The organism is Pseudomonas sp. 9AZ (assembly GCF_902506525.1).
GTDB lineage: Bacteria > Pseudomonadota > Gammaproteobacteria > Pseudomonadales > Pseudomonadaceae > Aquipseudomonas > Aquipseudomonas peli.
Map to the genome: position 1 here is coordinate 2,947,115 of NZ_LR733840.1, position 19,830 is coordinate 2,966,944.

Below are 19,830 nucleotides of genomic sequence, written 5' to 3' on the forward strand. Positions count from 1 at the left end.
CTTTGTCGTGTCGCCAACATCCTTGCCATGGAATGCCTCTTTTGATTGTGTTGCTGCGCGTACTCCTACTGCTGTTGCTGCCGACACTGGCGCAGGCCTCCAGCCTGCCGCTTCTAGCCAGCGATACCCCGCTACTGCCAGGCCCGGCCATGCATGTCTGGGCTGACCCCGAAGGCCTGGCGGACATTCACAGCGTTCGCCAGCTGCCTGAATCGGCCTGGCAACCGGTAGCCCGTCGCGATGCCAGTTTCGGCTACAGCACACACGCCTACTGGTTGCGTTTCAGCCTGCACAACCCGGCTGATAACGCCATCAACTGGGTGCTGTTGATCGGTAATCCGCTGCTCGACACTCTGGATGCCTACGGTCTGGACGACGGCCGGGTGTACCAGGCGGGCGATCAGCGGCCGTTCCACCAACGCTGGGTCAATCATCGCCAACTGGTGTTGCCATTCAGCCTGGCTGCCGGGGAAGAACGTGAGCTGATCCTGCGCATGCAGACAGACGGCTCGGCCAACCTCAGCGCTAGCCTGATGAGCAGCCAGGCCTTCAACCAGTATGAACAACGCATGCTGCTGCTCCAGGGCCTGTTCTTTGGTGCGCTGCTGGTGATGATGATTTACAACCTGTCGATTTTTATCATCACCCGCGACCGTAACTACCTCTGGTACAGCCTGTTTGTCGCCAGCTTCAGCTTTTACCAGTTCATCCAGTTAGGCTTCGCCCTGCAATGGTTCTGGCCCGAGTCACTGACATGGCAGCAGATGAGTTTCCCGTTCAGTTCGGCGCTGGCGACACTGTTCGGCGTACTGTTCACCCATGGCGTGCTCGACCTCAAAAATCACCATCGGGCTTACAGCTGGATTTGCCACGGCCTAATTGGCTGCAGCCTGCTGGTGATGGCACTGGCCGTGGCAGCGCCCTACCTCGTCGCGTTAATCGGCAGTTTCGTGCTGCTTCTGGTCTGTGCAATTTTCGGCTGCATCTTCACCGTGCTGCGCTGGCGCGACGGCTACCCGCCGGCCAAGCTGTTTGCCCTGGGCTGGTCAGCACTGATTATCGCCAGCCTGTTCAGCGTGCTGAGCGGCACCGGCCTGATCGCCAATTCGCTGCTAACCCTGCACGCCCAGCAGATCGGCAGCCTGCTTGAGCTGGTGATCTTTTCAATAGCCCTTGGCTTACGCATTCGGCTTGCGCAAAACGCCCAGCAAGAAGCTCAAGCTCAGCTATTTGCCAACGAGCACCAGCTGCGCTTGGAGCAGGCCAAGAGCCTGGACCTGCAACAACAAATTAACGAAGGCTTGGAAGCCCGCGTGCAGGAGCGCACCGCCTCCCTGCAACAGGCCCTGCAGGAACTATCGATTGCCAACCGTCAGCTGGCTGAACTGAGTCGTCGCGACAGCCTGACCGGGCTCTTCAATCGTCAGGTGCTCAACGAAGAACTGGAGCGTCTGCTGGCACAGGCCAAACGCAGCCAGCAGCCGATTTCAATGCTGATGATGGACCTGGATCACTTCAAGAAGGTCAACGACCTGCACGGCCATCTGGTCGGCGATGCCTGCTTGCAGCACGCCGCCCTGCGCATGCAGCAGCGCATGCGCAGTAATGACCTACTGGTACGTTTTGGCGGTGAGGAGTTTGCCGCCGTGCTCTGCGACACCCACCAATCTGGCGCCATGGACCTGGCCGAGCAGCTTCGCGCAGACCTGGCCAGTCATCCCTGCATGCACCAGGGTTTGAGTATCGACCTGAGCCTAAGCATCGGCGTGTACACCCTCACGCCAGGCCCCAACAGCGAACGCGAGCAGCTGTTACGGCACGCTGACCAAGCGCTCTATCAAGCCAAGGCCGCCGGGCGTAACCGGGTTGTTGGCTACGAGGCAAGCGCATTGGACGGTGCCTGATTCAACGACGCCAACAGCGTCAGCACGGCCTGCACCACCTGCGGATCAGCCAATACGCGCTGATGCCCACCACGCTCGAGGCGCAGCAGACGACTGTCGAACCAGCGCTGGTGAATGGCCTCTGCCTCGCTGAACGGCACCATCGGATCGTCTACCGCATGCACGACCAGTCCGGGAAAATCCAGTTGATAGTGCGCGCTATCAAGTTGCCCTGCAGGAATCCCTGCCTGCTCTTCGACCAACTGGACAAAGTGCGCGCGGGCCTGGCGCGGCAGCCCCATGTAGTGCGAGAAGCGCCGCAGCATAGTCAGAATTCGGCTGGGCGCGGCAATGCTGACGAGCGCCTCAGTACGCAAGCCCAACTGAGTGGCCAGCAAGGCGCTAGCGCCGCCCATGGAGTGACCAATCACTGCTTTGAGTGGTGGCAACTCACTGGCAGCCTCCAGCAAGGCACGGGCAAACAGCACCACATTGGCCTCGCGCCCAGGCGAACGGCCATGAGCCGGAGCATCCAGCGCCACCACGCCGTAGCCAGCATTAACCAAAGCCTTGATCAGCTCGGCAAACTGCGTCGGCCGCCCTTCCCAGCCATGCATCAACAACACGGCTGGCCCACTGCCCCAGCGCAGCGCGGACAGACCGAAACGCAGGGTGATGCGCTCGGCCTGCGCCAGCAGCGGCAATTCCCAATCCCGCGGCGGCAAGGTGTGTGGCGTCATAAACTCCCGGCGCAACTTGCTGGCCAGGGCATGCGGCGCCAGCAGACCAATCGATGCGTTGAAACCACGAACCCAGCTCATGCTATTCATTGACATATCCTCAGACGATTGCCGATTTAGCGGCACGCAAGACTCGATCAGACAACTCACCGGGGCCCAGCGCGCGTGCCAGCGGCAGCCCTCCGACCATCAAGGCAATATCGGCCAGCGCCTGCTCAGCCTCTTCAGGACGGCCCGCCAGCTGCGCCGTGATCAACTCGATATGCTCGGCCAGCACGACGCGAAAGCCTTCCGGCATACGCGCCAGCTCGCCTATCGAACTGGGCAACGGACACCCTTGCTCGCTAGCATCACGGTGCTTACGCGAGAGATAAAAGGCAGCCAGCAACACCCGACGCTCATGGCCAAGCAGCGCGGCATCAAACTGCGTGACTCGCTCGCGGCGCTGACAAAGCATCTGCTGAAACACTTCCAACATCAGCGCGTCCTTGCTCGTGAAGTGCGCATAGAAGCCACCGACTGTCAGGCCTGCAGCGCCCATCAACTCCGCCAGACCAGGCTCAGTCGGACCGCGCTGCAACAACGCCGCACCAGCAGCTGCGAGGATGCGCTCGCGGGTTTGCGCCTTCTTATCGCTGATGCCTGCCTCCTTAACATTACAACCATAATATTAAGGTCGAAATATAATTAAGCAAGCCTCTGCGGCAACCGCTGATCGGCTAGAGAATACTGTTCAGGAGGTAGAAAAAATTGCTCGGGGCAATTTTTAACGTCGCGTAGCAACGGTTCGCAGGGTGGCCGCCAGGGATGTCAGACCACAAAAACAAAAGGGCCATTCACTAATGAATGACCCTTCAAAATCCCGCAAAGCGGGCAAAAATGGCGTCCCCTAGGGGACTCGAACCCCTGTTACCGCCGTGAAAGGGCGGTGTCCTAGGCCACTAGACGAAGGGGACGAAACCTTCGAAGAACAAGGCCAGCTTTACGCTGGCCCCGTGGCAGTTGTTACTGCTGCAAAATTGGTGGAGATAAACGGGATCGAACCGTTGACCTCTTGCATGCCATGCAAGCGCTCTCCCAGCTGAGCTATACCCCCAGATTTATCGCCTCTCGGCTCACAGCCCAAACCAGCACTGCTTTTTGAAACTGGCGTCCCCTAGGGGACTCGAACCCCTGTTACCGCCGTGAAAGGGCGGTGTCCTAGGCCACTAGACGAAGGGGACGTAACCCTTCTACAAACAACCAGCTACGGGAGCTGATTGTTGCAAGCCTTTCGGCTTTGAAGATGGTGGAGCTAAACGGGATCGAACCGTTGACCTCTTGCATGCCATGCAAGCGCTCTCCCAGCTGAGCTATAGCCCCATCTCAAGGACGGGGCGCATGTTAAGAGCGCGCCCCACACCTGTCAACAAAATTTTTACCAGCATCTGCATTCTTTATGCTGACAGAACAACCACTTACCCCATACCGGCACGCCAAAACGACGGCCGGACGGGGCATTCAGCTGCTTAGGCAATGGCTGCCAGCAGCTTCTCCCACTCTTTGTTTTCTTTCTTCGACACACCACCGAGCAGCTCAATGGCCTGACGCAGACGGAAGCGAGTCAGATCCGGGCCGAGGATTTCCATGGCATCAAGTACGGATACCGAGCTGGCCTGACCGGTGACAGCAGCAAACATCAACGGCATGGCGTCACGCAACTTCAGCTCCAGGTGCTCCACCACGGCCTGAATGCAACCAGTGATCCTGTCCTTTTCCCACTGACGCAGCGCTTCAAGCTTCCACAGGATCAACTGCATGACCTGGCGTACCTGATCGGCACTGAGCTTTTTGCTCTCGAACAGCTTGGCGTCCAGCGTCAAGCCGCCCGCAAAGAAGAAACTGGCCAGCGGGGCGATCTGGCTAAACGTCTCTACCCTGCCCTGTACATGCGGGGCGATCTGCATCAGGTAGTTGCTGTTGAACGCCCACTTCTGCGCGCCAGCGGCGAAGTCTTCGACGCTCAGCTCACGCATCCACTGGCCGTTGAGCCAGGACAGCTTCTCCAGGTCGAAAATCGGCCCGCCCAGCGATACGCGGTTGATATCGAAGTGCGCAACCATCTCGTCGAGACTGAACTTCTCGCGCTCATCCGGCATCGACCAGCCCATACGCCCGAGGTAGTTGAGCATCGCCTGGGGCAAGAAGCCCATGCGTTCGTAGAAAGTGATCGAGGTCGGGTTTTTGCGCTTGGACAGCTTGCTCTTGTCCGGGTTACGCAGCAGCGGCATGTAGCACAGCTGCGGTTTTTCCCAGCCGAAGTACTCGTACAACAGGATCAACTTGGGTGCCGACGGCAGCCATTCTTCACCGCGCAGCACGTGGGTGATACCCATCAAGTGGTCGTCAACTACGTTGGCCAGGAAGTAGGTCGGCAGACCATCAGTCTTCATCAGCACCTGCATGTCCATGCGATCCCATGGGATCTCCACTTCGCCACGCAGCATGTCCGGCACCACGCAAACGCCTTCGGTCGGCACCTTCATCCGCACCACATTCGGCTCGCCAGCCGCCAGGCGCTGTTGCACTTCGGCGGCGGACAGGTGCATGCAATGGCCGTCATAACGCGGCGTCTGCTTGGCTTCCATCTGCTCGGCACGCACTTTGTCCAGGCGCTCAGCACTGCAGAAGCAGTGGAAGGCATGCCCCTTCTCCACCAGCTCGGCGCTGTACTTCTGGTAGATGTGGCCGCGCTCGCTTTGCCGATACGGGCCGTGCGGGCCGCCGACATCAGGACCTTCACTCCACTCGATGCCCAGCCAGCGCAGGGCGTCGTAGATCTGCTGCTCAGACTCACGCGTCGAACGCACCTGATCGGTATCTTCGATACGCAGGATAAATTCGCCACCGTGCTGACGGGCAAAGCACAGGTTGAACAGGGCGATATAGGCGGTGCCTACGTGCGGATCACCAGTGGGCGACGGCGCAATACGGGTGCGGACGGTGGTCATGGAAAGTCTCGAAGAGTTGCAGTGAACGCGGATTAAGACGGCGATGGTAACAGGCCAGCCGTGGGCGGCTCCAGCAGGTGACCACCCGACAACGACAGACTGCGTATCAGAAAATCCAGGAAAGTTTTCACCTTCATGGCCTGGAACCGCCGTGATGGATAGACCGCATAGAGTTCGCCGACCGTCAGACGCGCTTCGGGCAACAGTTCAACCAGTTGCCCCGCCTCTACAGCAGCACCGCAGATCATCACGGGTAGCCCGGCGATACCAGCCCCCGCCATGACGGCTTCTCGGGCAAAGGTGATGTTGTTGCACGACAGCACGCTCTGGCAGGTGATGTTTTCGCCCGCCAACGGCCAATAACGCGACGAGTCTCGCGGCAACATAACGGCGCGATGCCCCGCCAATTCCTCGACCGTTCGCGGCGTACCGTGCCGAGCCAGGTAATCCGGACTGGCATACAGACGCCGACTGGTCTCGAACATCTTGCGTGCAATCAAGGTGGAGTCCTGCGGCTGCCCCACCAGAATGGCGATATCCACCCCTTCCTCAACGGGGTCGACATGCCGCGATGTCAACTCCACCTCGGCGCTGATCTGCGGGTACTGGCGCATGAAGTCACCCAGTACCCTGCCAAGGAACAGCTGACCAAATTCAATAGGTGCAGTGATGCGCAGCAATCCCGAGGGTTCCAACTGCAATTGCATCACCGCCTGCTCGGCCTCGGCAAAGTCGAGCATGATCTGCCGACAGCGCTCGTAATAGGCCTGTCCGACTTCCGTTAGGCGCAGCTTGCGTGTGGTGCGATTGAGCAGGCGCACACCAAGACGCTCTTCGAGCAGAACAATGCGCCGACTGACGGTCGACTTCTGCATACCCAGCCCCTGCGCTGCCAGGGTGAAGCTGTGGCACTCGACCACCCGCGTAAAGATCAGCGCATCATCCAGCCCCATGATTGTTCCTCATAAGCAACAAAGTTTCCGAATTCTAACGACTACAGGCACTAAAGGAACACTGTTAGATTTGCTTACACTTTTGCCCGAGCTTCGAGCGCCCACCATGCCTGCCCAACTGCAACGCCGCCTGTTTGTCTTCCTACTTATTCTCAGCCTCATCGCTGCCGCCTTTTTCGGCCATTGGTGGCTGATCGGCCGACACCTTGAAAGCACCGACAACGCCTATGTACAAGGTGAAATCACCCGTGTGTCCAGCCAGCTGGGCGCACGCATCGACAAGGTATTGGTGCAAGACAACCAGCATGTCGAGCAGGGTGAGCTGCTATTGGTGCTGGAAAGCGCCGACTTTGAGCTGGCCAAGCAACGCGCCGAAGCCACCCTGGCCATCCGCGAGGCCGAACTGAGTCAGGCGCGCAGCACACTGAACCAACAGGACAGCCTGATTGCTGCAAGTCGTGCCGATGTGTCGGCCAGTGAAGCCACCCTGGGTCGTACGCAGATCGACCTGTCGCGCGCGCAAACCCTGCGCAAGCCCGGTTTCGTTTCCGAAGAGCGTGTCACCACCCTGGCCGCCGACAGCCGCATTGCCCGCTCGCAAGTGAGCAAAGCGCAAGCCGACCTACAAGCCCAACGTCAGCAGGTCAGCACCCTGCAAGCCGAGATCAAGCGTCTGGAAGCGCAGATCAGCAGCGCCCGTACCGACCTGGCCCAGGCTGAACTGAATATTGCCCGCACTGAAATTCGCGCCCCCATCAGCGGTTTTATCGGCCAGCGCGCCGCACGCCACGGCCAATATGTGCAGACCGGCGCCTACCTGCTGTCACTGGTACCGGATCAGGACATCTGGATTCAGGCCAACTTCAAAGAAACCCAGATCGGCCACATGCGCCCTGGGCAGAGTGCCGAACTGACCTTCGACAGCTTCCCTGACACGCCGATCGAAGGCCGCATCGAAAGCTTATTTGCCGCCTCAGGTGCGCAGTTCAGCCTGCTGCCGCCGGATAACGCCACCGGCAACTTCACCAAAGTGGTGCAGCGCATCCCGGTGAAACTTACCTTTGCCGCCGACAACCCACTCAAGGGGCTGATTCGTCCGGGCATGTCGGTCGAGGTCAAGGTCGACCTGCAGTCCGAGCCGCACCATGGCAGCTGATGCGCTGATCCGCCCCACAGGCGAGCCGAGCCGGCGCGACTGGATCGCGGTGATGAGCGTGATGCTCGGTGCCTTTATGGCGGTACTGGATATCCAGATCACCAACTCATCGCTGAAGGACATCCAGGGCGCGCTGTCGGCCACCCTGGAGGAAGGCTCGTGGATTTCCACCTCCTACCTGGTGGCGGAAATCATCATGATCCCGCTCACCGCCTGGCTGGTGCAGTTGCTGTCGGCACGCCGCTTGGCGGTATGGGTGTCATTGGGTTTCCTCGCCTCCTCGCTGCTCTGCTCAATGGCCTGGAGCCTGGAGAGCATGATCGTGTTCCGCGCCATGCAGGGTTTTACCGGCGGCGCGTTGATTCCCCTGGCGTTCACCCTGACGCTGATCAAACTGCCGGAACACCACCGCGCCAAGGGCATGGCGCTGTTCGCCCTGACCGCCACCTTCGCCCCCTCGATCGGCCCGACCCTCGGCGGCTGGCTGACAGAAAACTTCGGCTGGGAATACATCTTCTACATCAACGTGCCGCCCGGTCTGCTGATGATCGCCGGGCTGATGTACGGTCTGGAGAAAAAGCCCGCCGACTGGCAGCTGCTGAAAAGCACCGATTACGCCGGCATTGTCACTCTCGGTATGGGCTTGGGCTGCCTGCAGGTGTTTCTCGAAGAAGGCCATCGCAAGGACTGGCTGGAGTCCAGCCTGATCAGCGGGCTGGGCAGCATCGCCGCGATCAGCCTGGTGCTGTTCGTCATCCTGCAAATCTCGCGTCCCAACCCGCTGATCAACCTCGGCGTGCTGCGTGAACGTAACTTCGGCCTGTCGAGTATTTCCAGCATCGGCCTGGGCATGGGCTTGTATGGCTCGATCTATGTACTGCCGCTGTACCTGGCGCAGATCCAGGGCTACAACGCCCTGCAGATCGGCGAGGTGATCATGTGGATGGGCGTGCCACAGCTGTTTCTGATTCCGCTGGTGCCGCTGCTGATGAAGAAGATCTCGCCGAAATGGCTGTGCGCACTGGGGTTTGGCCTATTCGGCGGTGCCAGCTTCCTCTCCGGGGTACTCAACCCGGATTTCGCCGGCGAGCAGTTCAACCACATCCAGCTGTTGCGTGCGCTGGGCCAGCCGCTGGTGATGGTCACCATTTCACTGATCGCCACTGCTTATACGCTACCGCAGGATGCCGGCTCGGCGTCGAGCCTGTTCAACATTCTGCGTAACCTCGGCGGCGCCATTGGCATCGCCCTGCTAGCGACCCTGCTGGACAGCCGTGCCAAGGTGTATTTCGACTACCTGCGCGAGTCGCTGGTACCGACAAACCCGCAGGTCGCCGAGCGCCTGGCGCTACTGACTGAAAAGCTCGGCAGCGAACAAGCGGCACTGGCCAAACTCAGCGAGATCACCCATCAGCAGGCGGCGATCATGGCCTACAATGACGCCTTCCACTGCATCGGCATCGCCCTCGGCATCAGCATGCTGGCAGTTCTGCTGACGCGCAAACTGCCCGCTGGCACTACCGGTGGTGCCGCGCACTAATCCATCGCGCGCGCCGCATACCGGCGCGCTGCTGTTTCAGGTCATCCATGTCCGCATCCGCTTCGCGCACCCGCTCCCTGCTGCTGATCGGTGCCTTCGCCATTATTTACATTGGCTGGGGCACGACTTACCTGGCCAACCACTTCCTCTTGCTGGAAGTACCGCCCTTTGCCATCGGCAGCCTACGTTTCTCGATTGCCGGCCTGCTCGCCCTGGTCTGGGTGCTGCTCAGCGGCCAACTGCGCATCCAGCGCAGCGACTGGGGCGGCGTACTGATCGGCAGCCTGGCGCTGATTGCCGTCGGCCAGGGCGCGCTGATCTACGCCAATCAGTACCTGCCCACCGGCATGCTGGCCATGCTCTACACCACCCTGCCGCTGTGGAGCGTAGCGTTGGAATGGCTGCTCGGTGAGCGTCCGCCGCTTTGGGTAATGTGTGGGCTGGCGCTGGCCTGCAGCGGGATTGTCCTGCTGATGAACAACGGCTTGGACCAACGCGCGTCGACTGAGCAATGGTTTGCCGGTCTGCTGGTGGTATTCGCCACACTGCTCTGGGCCGGCGGTGCCTGGCTTATGCGCCAGCGCCCGCCGTTTCGTTCCAGCTGGCTGGGACTAAGCCTGCAGATGCTGATCGGCGCGCTACTGCTGGCGCTGTTCGGCCTGTGGCATGGCGACTGGCAAGCGCTGGACCTGCGCGCAATAAGCGGCAATGCCTGGCTGTGGCTGGCGTATCTGGTGCTACCTGTCAGCCTGGGTGTGTATCCCGCGTATTTCTGGCTGTTGCGTGAAGTGCGCCCGAGCCTGGTGTCGACCTTCGCCTTCGTCAACCCAGTGGTAGCCTTGCTGCTGGGCTACCTGCTGCTGGGCGAACGGCTCAGCTTGATGGCACTGCTGGCCTGCGGCATCACCCTCAGCGGTGTAGTGCTGATTATCTTCGGCCGACGTTAATCGCACACCTGAAAAAGGGGCTTTAGCCGCGGACAAACAGTCAGCCTGTCGCGGCGAAAGCCCCTTCCACACCCAGCCAATCAAACCTGCAGCAATCGATCGCGCAGTTTCTGGATTTCATCACGCAGCTGGGCGGCGGCCTCGAATTCCAGATCGCGGGCCAAGGCGTACATTTTCTCTTCCAGCTGGCGAATGCGCTTGGTGATTTCGCTCGGTGACCGCAGTTCGTTCTCGTAACGCGCACTTTCCTCAGCCGCCTGAGCCATGCCCTTGCGCTTCTTGCTGCGCGCGCCAGGCACCACGGCCCCCTCCAGGATGTCCTTAACGTCTTTGAACACACCCTTGGGGGTAATGCCATTGGCTTCGTTGAACGCGATCTGCTTGTTGCGCCGCCGCTCGGTTTCGCCGATGGCGCGCTCCATCGAACCGGTCATGCGGTCGGCATACAGAATCGCCCGACCATTGAGGTTACGGGCAGCGCGGCCAATGGTCTGGATCAACGAGCGTTCGGAACGCAGGAAACCCTCTTTGTCCGCATCAAGAATTGCTACCAGCGACACTTCCGGCATATCCAGGCCTTCGCGGAGCAGGTTGATACCCACCAACACGTCGAACGCCCCGATGCGTAAGTCGCGGATGATCTCGACGCGCTCTACGGTGTCGATATCCGAGTGCAGGTAACGCACCTTGACCCCGTGATCGCCCAAGTAATCGGTCAAGTCTTCGGCCATGCGTTTGGTCAGGGTGGTGACCAATACGCGCTCCTCAATGGCCACGCGCTTGTGAATTTCCGAGAGCAGGTCGTCGACTTGGGTCAACGCCGGGCGCACCTCGATCTGCGGGTCAACCAGACCAGTCGGCCGCACTACCTGCTCGATCACCCGGCCGGCATGCTCGGCTTCATAGTTGCCCGGCGTGGCGGAAACGAAGATGGTCTGCGGGCTGGCGGCTTCCCACTCTTCGAAGCGCATGGGGCGGTTATCCAGCGCCGACGGCAGGCGGAAACCGTATTCGACCAGGGTTTCTTTACGCGAACGGTCGCCCTTATACATCGCGCCGACCTGCGGCACCGAGACGTGGGACTCGTCGATTACCAACAGCGCCTGGTCTGGCAGGTAGTCATACAGCGTCGGCGGCGGCTGGCCAGAATCACGGCCCGAGAGGTAACGCGAGTAGTTTTCGATGCCGTTGCAGTAACCCAGCTCGATGATCATTTCCAGGTCAAAACGGGTGCGTTGCTCCAGGCGCTGCGCTTCCACCAGCTTGTTATTGCTGCGCAGGTACTCCAGGCGCTCAACCAGCTCGACTTTGATCTTCTCCACTGCCTCCAGCAGCACTTCACGCGGGGTGACGTAGTGACTCTTGGGGTAGAAGGTGAAACGCGGCAGCTTACGGATGACCTCGCCAGTCAGCGGGTCGAAGGCCGAAATGCTTTCCACCTCATCATCAAACAGTTCGATGCGAATGGCTTCTAGGTCAGATTCGGCCGGGTAAATATCAATCACATCACCGCGCACGCGGAAGGTGGCGCGGGCAAAGTCCATGTCATTGCGGGTGTATTGCAGGTCGGCCAGGCGGCGCAGCAAGGCGCGCTGGTCCATTTTGTCGCCGCGATCGACGTGCAGCACCATCTTCAGGTACGACTCGGGGCTCCCCAGGCCGTAGATGCACGACACGGTGGTGACGATGATCGCGTCCGGCCGCTCCAGCAGCGCTTTGGTCGCCGACAGGCGCATCTGCTCGATGTGGTCGTTGATCGACGCATCCTTCTCGATAAAGGTGTCCGAGGACGGCACATAGGCTTCTGGCTGGTAGTAGTCGTAGTACGACACGAAATACTCCACCGCGTTGTTCGGGAAGAAGCTCTTGAACTCCCCGTATAACTGCGCAGCCAAGGTCTTGTTCGGCGCCAGCACCAGCGTCGGCCGCTGGACTTGGGCAATCACGTTGGCGATGGAAAACGTCTTACCCGAGCCCGTCACGCCTAACAGTGTTTGGTGTGACAAACCTGCTTCAAGGCCTTCGACCATCTGCCGAATCGCCTCGGGCTGATCGCCGGCAGGCTGGAAACGGGTGACCAGTTGAAACTCGGACATGACGGACCTCGACAAGCGGATGTGACGCGGCCTGAAAGCCTACGTCAAAACCGGTGAAAAGCGTGTGCCTGCTGTCGCAGCACAGGTTATGCGCCGTTATACTACCGCCGCACTTACGCAACCCCTAGTCGGGTGTTGCCTGATCCCCACTTCTCCTCTTCAGAGCTGCCGCATCCATGAGTCTGTTCTCTGCCGTCGAAATGGCTCCGCGCGATCCTATCCTGGGCCTCAACGAAGCCTTCAACGCCGATACCCGCACGACCAAGGTCAATTTGGGCGTAGGCGTGTACTACAACGAGGAAGGCCGCATTCCGCTGCTACGCGCCGTAGCCGAAGCCGAGAAAGCCCGCATTGAAGCCCATGCCCCACGCGGCTACCTGCCGATCGAAGGCATTGCCGCCTATGACAGCGCCGTGCAGAAACTGTTGCTGGGTGCTGACTCTGAACTGATCGCCGCTGGCCGGGTGATCACCACCCAGGCCGTTGGCGGTACGGGCGCACTGAAGACCGGCGCTGATTTCCTCAAGCGCTTGCTGCCCAACACTGTGGTGGCGATCAGCGACCCAAGCTGGGAAAACCACCGCGCCTTGTTTGAATCAGCGGGTTTCCCAGTACAGAACTACCGCTATTACGACGCAGCCAGCCACGGCATCAACCGTGCCGGCATGCTCGAAGACCTGAAAAATCTGCCTGCGCGCTCGGTTGTCGTGCTGCACGCCTGCTGCCATAACCCGACCGGTGTCGACCTGTCGCTGGACGACTGGAAAGCCGTGTTGGAGGTGTTGCGCGAGCGCGAGCACGTGCCATTCCTCGACATCGCCTACCAGGGCTTTGGCGACGGTATCGAGCAGGATGCCTTTGCCGTGCGCCTGTTTGCCGCCTCCGGCATCCCGTTCTTCGTCTCCAGCTCGTTCTCCAAATCCTTCTCGCTGTACGGCGAACGCGTCGGCGCCCTGTCGATTGTCACCGGCAGCAAGGAAGAAGCAGGCCGCGTGCTCTCGCAAGCCAAGCGCGTGATCCGCACCAACTACTCCAACCCGCCGACCCACGGCGCCACCGTGGTGGCCAGTGTGCTGAACAGCCCTGAGCTGCGCGCACTGTGGGAAGAAGAGCTGGCCGGCATGCGCGAGCGTATTCGCGGCATGCGTATGGCCATGGTTGAACAGCTGGCTGCATTGAACTGCAAACGCGACTTCAGCTTTGTCGCTCAGCAGCGCGGTATGTTCTCCTACTCGGGCTTGACCGCCGAGCAGGTAGAACGCTTGAAAACCGAGTTTGGCATCTACGCGGTCAGCACTGGCCGCATCTGCGTCGCCGCGCTGAACCAGCGAAACCTGCCTGCGGTGACCCAGGCCATCGCCCAGGTGCTGTAAACCTGCTAAAAGGAAGTCAGCATATGCTTGACTTCCCTTTTTGAATCAGTAGGATACGCGCCATCGTTCCGCGATAGCTCAGTCGGTAGAGCAAATGACTGTTAATCATTGGGTCCCTGGTTCGAGTCCAGGTCGCGGAGCCAGTAGTTCATCGGGGTATAGCGCAGTCCGGTAGCGCGCCTGCTTTGGGAGCAGGATGTCGGGAGTTCGAATCCCCCTACCCCGACCATTTTTGGGTCGCACGTGGTGCGAAATGCAGCTGTCTTTACGCAGCTGTTCGCAGAACACGCAAGTCGCATGCAACACCATTCAAGTTCGCTTGAATGTAAAAAACCCGCCTTGTGCGGGTTTTTTATTGCCTATCTTATGGCGCGCACCACGAACATAAATCATCAAAAACTATTAAAGCCATTCAATCCAAACATTTCACCAATCACAGCCTCACCACTACGCTACACCTCAATGAAGAATAATTCTCACTCGAGGTGCGCCATGCTCAAGACCCTGACCTTCACCCTCATGCACTTCTGCATCGCCTTTGGTGTCACTTACGCCCTGACCGGCAGTATCGCAGCCAGTGGCCTGGTGGCGGCTATCGAACCGCTGTGCAACTCGGTGGGTTTCTACTTTCACGAGAAGGTCTGGCAGCGTATTGAGGGGCGCCCTAAGGCTGCCGCTGAACGCCCCACACATGCCTGGCTGCATCACCAGGCATAAGGCCTGGTGCGAGGGTAAAAACCTGAACAGGGCATAAAAAACAGCCAGCGTGGCACTGTGCCAATCCGCTACTATGCGCGGCTCAACCACCATACGCGCCCGCATCATGCCTGCTACCTCTCGCTTTCCTACCGCTCCTTTTGCATTTGCCTGCCTGCTTGGCCTCCTTGCGCTATTCGGCCTGTGGTATGGCATTGGTCAACCCGTCACATTGGCGGATGCCGCAACGCCCACGCACAAACTGCAGTGCGCGTCTTACACACCGTTCGACAAAGACCAATCGCCCTTCGATCAACCGATGCAGCTGCGTCCAGAGCGAATGGAAGCCGACCTGGCGCTACTCGCCGAGCGCTTTGAGTGCCTGCGCACCTATTCGGTGACCGATCTGGAAGAGTTGCCGAACATGGCGCGCAAACATGGCTTGAAGCTCATCGTCGGCGCCTGGGTCAGCCGAAACCCAGCCGACACCGCGGTTGAGATTGCCGGCCTGGTTAAAATCGCCAACGCACACCCAGATGTGGTGCAAGCAGTGATCGTCGGTAACGAAGCGCTGCTACGCAAGGAAGTGACCCCACAGCAACTGGTGGTGTTGATTGAACAGGTCAAGGCACAGATCAAGCAGCCGGTGACCTATGCCGATGTCTGGGAGTTCTGGCTCAAGCATCCGGAAGTTGCTCCCGCAGTGGACTTCATCACCATCCACTTGCTGCCTTATTGGGAAGACAACCCAGCGGGTATCGAAAATGCGCTGCATGAAGTCGCCGAGGTCCGCCAGACCTTTGGCAATGCCTATGCCCCCAAGGACATCCTAATCGGCGAGACTGGCTGGCCAAGCGAAGGTCGCCAACGCGAAACCGCCGTACCCAGCCTGGTCAACCAGGCGAAATTCATTCGTGGTTTCGTCGCCATGGCCGAGCAAAACGGCTGGCGCTATAACCTGATCGAGGCCTTTGACCAGCCGTGGAAACGCGTCAGTGAAGGTGCCGTCGGGGGTTATTGGGGGCTCTACGATGCGGATCGCCAGGACAAATCAATCCTCGCCGGCCCGGTGTCCAACCTGCCGCACTGGCCGACCTGGCTGATGATCAGCCTGGCACTTGCAGCCGCTGCCCTCTTGTGGGCTGGCCGTCCCCACTCACCCCGCGCCGCGCTCTTGCTACCGCTGCTCGCGGCAGTGGGTGCTGCCTGTATCGGCCTGTTTGCAGAACTAACGCTGGTCACCAGCCGTTACGTGGGCGAATGGCTCTGGGCAGGGGCACTGATCGTGCTCAACCTCGTGGTGCTGAGCCATGGCGCACTGCTACTCAGCAGCCGAAATGGCTGGCGCGCACGCACCTTCAACTGGCTGCATAGCCGGGGCGCACTGTGGTTGACCCTAAGCGGCTTTGCCGGTGCGGTGATGATGCTCGCGCTGGTGGTGGATGCGCGCTACCGCAGCTTCCCCAGCGCGGCACTGCTGCTACCGGCACTGGTCTACCTGTGCCGCCCAGTAGGCGGCTACCGCCGTGAAGTAGCCTTGCTTGCCTTGCTGATCGGCGCCTGCATTGCACCGCAGCTGTACCAGGAAACCCTGAGCAACTGGCAAGCCATCGGCTGGGCGATGACCTGCGTGCTACTGGTGGCGGCGCTGTGGCGCAGCCTGCGGGTTAAAGCGCAAGCCGCCTAATCAGGCGATTTGCGGCGCACGCACCCAACGCAGCAGCGCCAGCACGACGGCAAAAACTGCCAGGCTGGCGCTGTACAACACCAGCGCCGGCAGGCCGAGCAGCAAGGCCGGCACTGCCAGTCGCTTGCCCCAAGCGCCGGGCAACACAAATGCCAACACAGCACAGACCAGCGCAGCCCAAGCCAATACACGGAAATGGATCAACCAGCCAAGGCTGGCACGCACCTGGCAAGCCATCTGCTGCGGGTCATCAACGCATAAACCAACCCACTGTGCGCCTTCCATCAGTTGGTAACGCAGCACAAAGCTCAGGGCCAGACACAGGGCCGCGGCGATCAGCAGAGCAGTCAGAGGCAAATAACGAGACATGGGTAACTCGGGCAATTGAAAAGGCTGCGTAGGATAAGCCGCCGCGTCGCGGATAACACCCCCCGAGATCGCCTACTCACCGCCGCTGCGGCTAGAATCCAGCCATGCTGATACGTCGCCTGATACTGATCGTCGCAAGCTTGCTCGGCCTCTGGATGCTGTGGGTCATTGTGCTGCCCACGCCCAGCGGCCCGCCTGCCAGCACCCCATCACACAGCGGCAGTTGGCGCTTAGCCGCGCACACCGTCAGTACGTTGCAGCCGTTCCAACTGGAAGCGCGCATCCTCGGGCGTGAAGACTATTACTTTGACCGCGGCGCCAAGCTCTCGCCAACCGACCTGGCGCTCGGCTGGGGGCCGATGGCTGATCCGGAGGTGCTGCGCCATATCACCATCAGCCAGCGTAACCGCTGGTACTTCTGGCGCGCCGAACAACTGCCAATCGAACGCCGACAGATCGAGATTCACAGCGCCAATATGCACCTGATACCCGCCAACCCGGCGGTAGCCAGCACCCTGACCAGGCTCAAAGAAGGTCAGCAGATTCGCCTGAGTGGACAGCTGGTGCGAATCGACGGTGACGATGGCTATCGTTGGATCAGTTCACTCAGCCGCGAAGACACCGGTGACGGCGCCTGCGAGCTAATCTGGGTTGAACAATTGGCCGTATTGCCTTGACGCACCCAGTTTCAAATGGCTCTTTTGCCTGAAAACTGACAGTTCTATAACTAAACGGCACTTAACCACGCTTATGTGGTCAAATCGACCCGCACCTGAAGCACTGCATCAGCCCTAGCTCTCAAGAGATTTAGCCATGTCGCCTGTCCCTCGTCTGCTTGCCCTTCTCAGTTGCCTCGCGCTGGTGGCTCCCGTCAGCGCCGCCGATATCGACGCCAGCAGTTATGGCTACCCGATCAGCAACCCTTTCGAAGCCACGCTGGCAACCACACCGCCCGAGCTGCGCCCGAAACTGCCGGCTGACGCGGACATCAACCAAAGTGACCACCAGATCAAACTGCGCCCGGAGCGCGAGTTTGAGTTGCCAGAAAACTTCTGGCCGGTGACCAAGATGCACTACCGCATTGCCAAACAGTCCGGCGAAGCGCCGCTGATCTTTATCATTGCCGGCACGGGCGCGCATTACGCCAGCAGCACCCCGGAATACCTGAAGAAGCTGTTCTACGGTGCGGGTTATCACGTGGTGCAATTGTCATCGCCGACCAGCTATGACTTCATGACCTCCGCCTCACGCTTTGCCACGCCCGGCATTACCCGTGAAGACGCCGACGATCTGTACCGCACCATGCAGGCGGTGCGCGCCCAGCATCCGCGCTTGAAAGTCAGTGAATATCACCTCACCGGCTACAGCCTGGGTGCGCTGCAGGCGGCCTTTGTCAGCGAGCTGGACGAGACGCGTCGCAGCTTCAACTTCAAACGCGTGCTGCTGCTCAACCCGCCGGTCAACCTCTACACCTCGACCACTAATCTCGACCGCCTCGTGCAGACCAAGGTGGATGGCATCGACAACAGCACCACATTCTATGAACTGGTGTTAGGCAAGTTGACCCGCTACTTCCAGAACAAGGGCTACGTCGACATCAATGACGCCCTGCTCTATGACTTCCAGAACTCCGGCGAGCAGCTCAACGACGAGCAGATGGCCATGCTGATTGGCGCGGCTTTTCGCTTCTCAGCTGCCGATATCACCTTTACCTCGGACCTGATCAACCGCCGCGGACTGATCACCCCGATCAACTACCCGATCAGCGAAGGCACCAGTCTTACGCCGTTCTTCCGGCGCGCCCTGCAGTGCGACTTCGACTGTTACCTGACCGAGCAACTGATCCCCATGTGGCGCGCACGCACCGACGGTGGCAGCGTGGCGCAGCTGATTGACCAGATCAGCCTGTATGGCGTCGCCGATTACCTGAAAAACAGCAGCAAGATCGCCGTTATGCACAATGCCGATGACCTCATCCTCGGCCCAGGTGACCTGGGCTTTTTGCGGCGCACCCTGGGGGATCGCCTGACCGTTTATCCGCTGGGTGGCCATTGCGGCAACCTCAACTACCGCGTCAATAGCGACGCCATGCTGGAGTTCTTCCGTGGCTAAGCCAACCTTTATTGCCGTGTTTTTCACCCTTGCGCTCGGTAGCGGCCTGGCGCATGCCCAGCACACCGTTGATGACGACGGTTTCAAACAACCGCTGCAGCACCTGCAGTTCAATCCGGGGCTGGACCAGCGCGAGTTTGAACGCTCGACCCTCAACGCGCTCGACGTCTATGACCCGTTGGAGTCGTGGAACCGTCGCGTCTATCACTTCAACTACCGCTTCGATGAGTGGGTGTTCTTGCCGATTGTCGATGGCTACCGCTATATCACCCCCAACCTGGTGCAGACCGGCGTCAGCAACTTCTTCAGCAACCTGGGTGATGTACCTAACCTGCTCAACAGCGCGCTGCAGCTCAAGGGCAAGCGCGCCATGCAGACCACCGGGCGCCTGCTGCTCAACACCACCCTGGGGGTCGCCGGCCTTTGGGACCCTGCTACGCGCATGGGCCTGCCCAAGCAACGCGAAGACTTCGGTCAGACCCTGGGCTATTACGGCACACCTGCCGGGCCTTACCTGATTCTGCCGCTGCTGGGGCCATCGAACCTGCGTGATACCGGCGGTCTGGTGGCAGACTTTGCCGCCAAGAGCCAGGTCAATTGGTTGAATGTCGCCGAAGCCAGTGTCAGCCACCCAGAAATTACCCTGCTGGAAGTGGTCGACCAGCGCTCCACGGTGAACTTCCGCTACGGTCAGCTCAATTCACCGTTCGAGTACGAGAAAATTCGCTTCTTCTACCACGAGGCGCGCAAGCTGCAGATCGCCGAATAAGCCTGCGAGCTTGACCCAAGGGCCGCCCCCAGGTTTTAACCTGGCGCGGCCTTTAGTTTTTCGGAGTATTTATCGATGCGTGTCGCCCAACTGGCCAAAGCCGCCGTCGTCAGCAGTGAGACCGTGCGTCACTACACCGATCTCGGCCTGCTCAGACCTACGCGCAACCCGGATAACGGCTACCAGGAATACTCCAGCACCGACCTGCAACGCCTGCGTTTTATCGCGCGCGCCCGGCGCTTGGGTTTTAGCCTGAAAGACACCCAGCAGATACTCACCAGTGCCGATAACGGCCAGGCGCCCTGCGCAGAGGTCCGTGACCTGCTCAGTGAACGCTTGGCGGCGCTACAGGCACACATCGAGGAGTGCCAACGCCTGGCGCTGGTGATGCAGAACGCCTTCGACGATTGGGCCGACAAGGGCGAATGCGCACCAGATGGTCAGGCCATCTGCCGGTTGATCGAAGATTTCGAGCCGGATATCGAACGCCGCCCAGCGACGCCCTGCCCTGCCCACTAA

At 60.1% G+C, this 19,830-nt stretch carries 17 protein-coding genes and 6 tRNA genes; 13 read left to right on the forward strand and 10 right to left on the reverse strand.

What is annotated here, in order from left to right; genetic code table 11:
• Positions 1-32 precede the first annotated feature (32 nt).
• Positions 33-1,904: a diguanylate cyclase gene (locus ALTER154_RS13745; protein WP_178126342.1), complete on the forward strand. Its 1,872-nt coding sequence runs from the start codon at positions 33-35 to the stop codon at positions 1,902-1,904.
• On the opposite strand, the gene ALTER154_RS13750 is transcribed toward ALTER154_RS13745, so the two are convergent.
• The 8 genes from ALTER154_RS13750 to ALTER154_RS13785 all read right to left on the reverse strand — a co-directional run bounded on the left by ALTER154_RS13750 (position 1,874) and on the right by ALTER154_RS13785 (position 6,566).
• A complete protein-coding gene (locus tag ALTER154_RS13750; RefSeq protein ID WP_160087882.1) occupies positions 1,874-2,713 on the reverse strand; it encodes an alpha/beta fold hydrolase in 840 nt (279 codons plus the stop codon). The genes ALTER154_RS13745 and ALTER154_RS13750 overlap by 31 nt on opposite strands.
• A 10-nt stretch (positions 2,714-2,723) precedes the next feature.
• The gene (locus tag ALTER154_RS13755) at positions 2,724-3,263 is read right to left on the reverse strand and encodes a TetR/AcrR family transcriptional regulator (RefSeq protein WP_160090132.1); all 540 of its coding nucleotides are present in this window, start codon (positions 3,261-3,263) and stop codon (positions 2,724-2,726) included.
• A 240-nt stretch (positions 3,264-3,503) separates the two neighbouring features.
• Positions 3,504-3,579, reverse strand: a tRNA-Glu gene (locus ALTER154_RS13760).
• 64 nt (positions 3,580-3,643) lie between these two features.
• Positions 3,644-3,719: transfer RNA gene (locus ALTER154_RS13765), tRNA-Ala, on the reverse strand.
• A 51-nt stretch (positions 3,720-3,770) separates the two neighbouring features.
• Positions 3,771-3,846 (reverse strand) — tRNA-Glu (locus ALTER154_RS13770).
• 63 nt (positions 3,847-3,909) lie between these two features.
• Positions 3,910-3,985, reverse strand: a tRNA-Ala gene (locus ALTER154_RS13775).
• Between the two features lie 146 nt (positions 3,986-4,131).
• The gene (gltX, locus tag ALTER154_RS13780) at positions 4,132-5,613 is read right to left on the reverse strand and encodes a glutamate--tRNA ligase (RefSeq protein WP_160087884.1); all 1,482 of its coding nucleotides are present in this window, start codon (positions 5,611-5,613) and stop codon (positions 4,132-4,134) included.
• A gap of 32 nt (positions 5,614-5,645) precedes the next feature.
• The gene (locus ALTER154_RS13785) at positions 5,646-6,566 is read right to left on the reverse strand and encodes a LysR family transcriptional regulator (RefSeq protein WP_160087886.1); all 921 of its coding nucleotides are present in this window, start codon (positions 6,564-6,566) and stop codon (positions 5,646-5,648) included.
• Positions 6,567-6,672: 106 nt separating this feature from the next.
• Between ALTER154_RS13785 and ALTER154_RS13790 the strand changes: the two genes are divergently transcribed.
• The 3 genes from ALTER154_RS13790 to ALTER154_RS13800 are packed head-to-tail and all read left to right on the forward strand — an operon-like array spanning position 6,673 to position 10,209.
• Positions 6,673-7,722, forward strand: a complete 1,050-nt coding sequence (locus ALTER154_RS13790) for an HlyD family secretion protein (RefSeq protein ID WP_160087888.1) — start codon at positions 6,673-6,675, stop codon at positions 7,720-7,722.
• Between the two features lie 49 nt (positions 7,723-7,771).
• Positions 7,772-9,262: an MDR family MFS transporter gene (locus ALTER154_RS13795; protein ID WP_169852846.1), complete on the forward strand. Its 1,491-nt coding sequence runs from the start codon at positions 7,772-7,774 to the stop codon at positions 9,260-9,262.
• A gap of 47 nt (positions 9,263-9,309) precedes the next feature.
• The gene (locus ALTER154_RS13800; RefSeq protein ID WP_160087890.1) at positions 9,310-10,209 is read left to right on the forward strand and encodes an EamA family transporter; all 900 of its coding nucleotides are present in this window, start codon (positions 9,310-9,312) and stop codon (positions 10,207-10,209) included.
• 80 nt (positions 10,210-10,289) lie between these two features.
• Here ALTER154_RS13800 and uvrB read toward each other — a convergent pair whose 3' ends face one another.
• A complete protein-coding gene (gene uvrB / locus ALTER154_RS13805) occupies positions 10,290-12,305 on the reverse strand; it encodes an excinuclease ABC subunit UvrB (RefSeq protein ID WP_090252181.1) in 2,016 nt (671 codons plus the stop codon).
• A 176-nt stretch (positions 12,306-12,481) separates the two neighbouring features.
• Here uvrB and ALTER154_RS13810 point away from each other — a divergent pair, with 176 nt between their 5' ends.
• The 5 genes from ALTER154_RS13810 to ALTER154_RS13830 all read left to right on the forward strand — a co-directional run bounded on the left by ALTER154_RS13810 (position 12,482) and on the right by ALTER154_RS13830 (position 16,061).
• Positions 12,482-13,678, forward strand: a complete 1,197-nt coding sequence (locus tag ALTER154_RS13810) for an amino acid aminotransferase (RefSeq protein WP_160087892.1) — start codon at positions 12,482-12,484, stop codon at positions 13,676-13,678.
• A 67-nt stretch (positions 13,679-13,745) separates the two neighbouring features.
• Positions 13,746-13,821, forward strand: a tRNA-Asn gene (locus tag ALTER154_RS13815).
• A gap of 9 nt (positions 13,822-13,830) precedes the next feature.
• Positions 13,831-13,907: transfer RNA gene (locus ALTER154_RS13820), tRNA-Pro, on the forward strand.
• Positions 13,908-14,170: 263 nt separating this feature from the next.
• On the forward strand, positions 14,171-14,395 hold the full coding sequence (locus ALTER154_RS13825) for a DUF2061 domain-containing protein (RefSeq protein ID WP_090252175.1): 225 nt from the start codon (positions 14,171-14,173) through the stop codon (positions 14,393-14,395).
• Between the two features lie 106 nt (positions 14,396-14,501).
• On the forward strand, positions 14,502-16,061 hold the full coding sequence (locus ALTER154_RS13830) for a beta (1-6) glucans synthase (RefSeq protein ID WP_160087894.1): 1,560 nt from the start codon (positions 14,502-14,504) through the stop codon (positions 16,059-16,061).
• Here ALTER154_RS13830 and ALTER154_RS13835 read toward each other — a convergent pair whose 3' ends face one another.
• Positions 16,062-16,430 (reverse strand): hypothetical protein, encoded by a 369-nt coding sequence (locus tag ALTER154_RS13835; protein ID WP_090252173.1) that lies wholly within the window; start codon positions 16,428-16,430, stop codon positions 16,062-16,064. It abuts the gene before it with no gap.
• 104 nt (positions 16,431-16,534) lie between these two features.
• Here ALTER154_RS13835 and ALTER154_RS13840 point away from each other — a divergent pair, with 104 nt between their 5' ends.
• The 4 genes from ALTER154_RS13840 (at position 16,535) to ALTER154_RS13855 (ending at position 19,830) form a co-directional block, all read left to right on the forward strand.
• On the forward strand, positions 16,535-17,107 hold the full coding sequence (locus ALTER154_RS13840) for a hypothetical protein (RefSeq protein WP_160087896.1): 573 nt from the start codon (positions 16,535-16,537) through the stop codon (positions 17,105-17,107).
• 136 nt (positions 17,108-17,243) lie between these two features.
• Positions 17,244-18,542 carry a serine/threonine protein kinase gene (locus ALTER154_RS13845; RefSeq protein ID WP_160087898.1) on the forward strand — a complete coding sequence of 433 codons (1,299 nt, stop codon included), beginning with the start codon at positions 17,244-17,246 and terminating at the stop codon, positions 18,540-18,542.
• 10 nt (positions 18,543-18,552) lie between these two features.
• A complete protein-coding gene (locus ALTER154_RS13850) occupies positions 18,553-19,311 on the forward strand; it encodes a VacJ family lipoprotein (RefSeq protein WP_372239955.1) in 759 nt (252 codons plus the stop codon).
• Between the two features lie 75 nt (positions 19,312-19,386).
• Positions 19,387-19,830 (forward strand): MerR family DNA-binding protein, encoded by a 444-nt coding sequence (locus ALTER154_RS13855; protein WP_090252164.1) that lies wholly within the window; start codon positions 19,387-19,389, stop codon positions 19,828-19,830.

What these genes read in the sequence shown, in the direction of transcription:
- ALTER154_RS13745 (WP_178126342.1), top strand. Translation starts at nt 33, where the DNA reads ATGCCTCTTTTGATTGTGTTGCTGCGCGTACTCCTACTGCTGTTGCTG.
- ALTER154_RS13750 (WP_160087882.1), bottom strand. Translation starts at nt 2,713, where the DNA reads ATGAATAGCATGAGCTGGGTTCGTGGTTTCAACGCATCGATTGGTCTG.
- gltX (WP_160087884.1), bottom strand. Translation starts at nt 5,613, where the DNA reads ATGACCACCGTCCGCACCCGTATTGCGCCGTCGCCCACTGGTGATCCG.
- ALTER154_RS13785 (WP_160087886.1), bottom strand. Translation starts at nt 6,566, where the DNA reads ATGGGGCTGGATGATGCGCTGATCTTTACGCGGGTGGTCGAGTGCCAC.
- ALTER154_RS13790 (WP_160087888.1), top strand. Translation starts at nt 6,673, where the DNA reads ATGCCTGCCCAACTGCAACGCCGCCTGTTTGTCTTCCTACTTATTCTC.
- ALTER154_RS13800 (WP_160087890.1), top strand. Translation starts at nt 9,310, where the DNA reads ATGTCCGCATCCGCTTCGCGCACCCGCTCCCTGCTGCTGATCGGTGCC.
- uvrB (WP_090252181.1), bottom strand. Translation starts at nt 12,305, where the DNA reads ATGTCCGAGTTTCAACTGGTCACCCGTTTCCAGCCTGCCGGCGATCAG.
- ALTER154_RS13810 (WP_160087892.1), top strand. Translation starts at nt 12,482, where the DNA reads ATGAGTCTGTTCTCTGCCGTCGAAATGGCTCCGCGCGATCCTATCCTG.
- ALTER154_RS13825 (WP_090252175.1), top strand. Translation starts at nt 14,171, where the DNA reads ATGCTCAAGACCCTGACCTTCACCCTCATGCACTTCTGCATCGCCTTT.
- ALTER154_RS13830 (WP_160087894.1), top strand. Translation starts at nt 14,502, where the DNA reads ATGCCTGCTACCTCTCGCTTTCCTACCGCTCCTTTTGCATTTGCCTGC.
- ALTER154_RS13835 (WP_090252173.1), bottom strand. Translation starts at nt 16,430, where the DNA reads ATGTCTCGTTATTTGCCTCTGACTGCTCTGCTGATCGCCGCGGCCCTG.
- ALTER154_RS13840 (WP_160087896.1), top strand. Translation starts at nt 16,535, where the DNA reads ATGCTGATACGTCGCCTGATACTGATCGTCGCAAGCTTGCTCGGCCTC.
- ALTER154_RS13845 (WP_160087898.1), top strand. Translation starts at nt 17,244, where the DNA reads ATGTCGCCTGTCCCTCGTCTGCTTGCCCTTCTCAGTTGCCTCGCGCTG.
- ALTER154_RS13855 (WP_090252164.1), top strand. Translation starts at nt 19,387, where the DNA reads ATGCGTGTCGCCCAACTGGCCAAAGCCGCCGTCGTCAGCAGTGAGACC.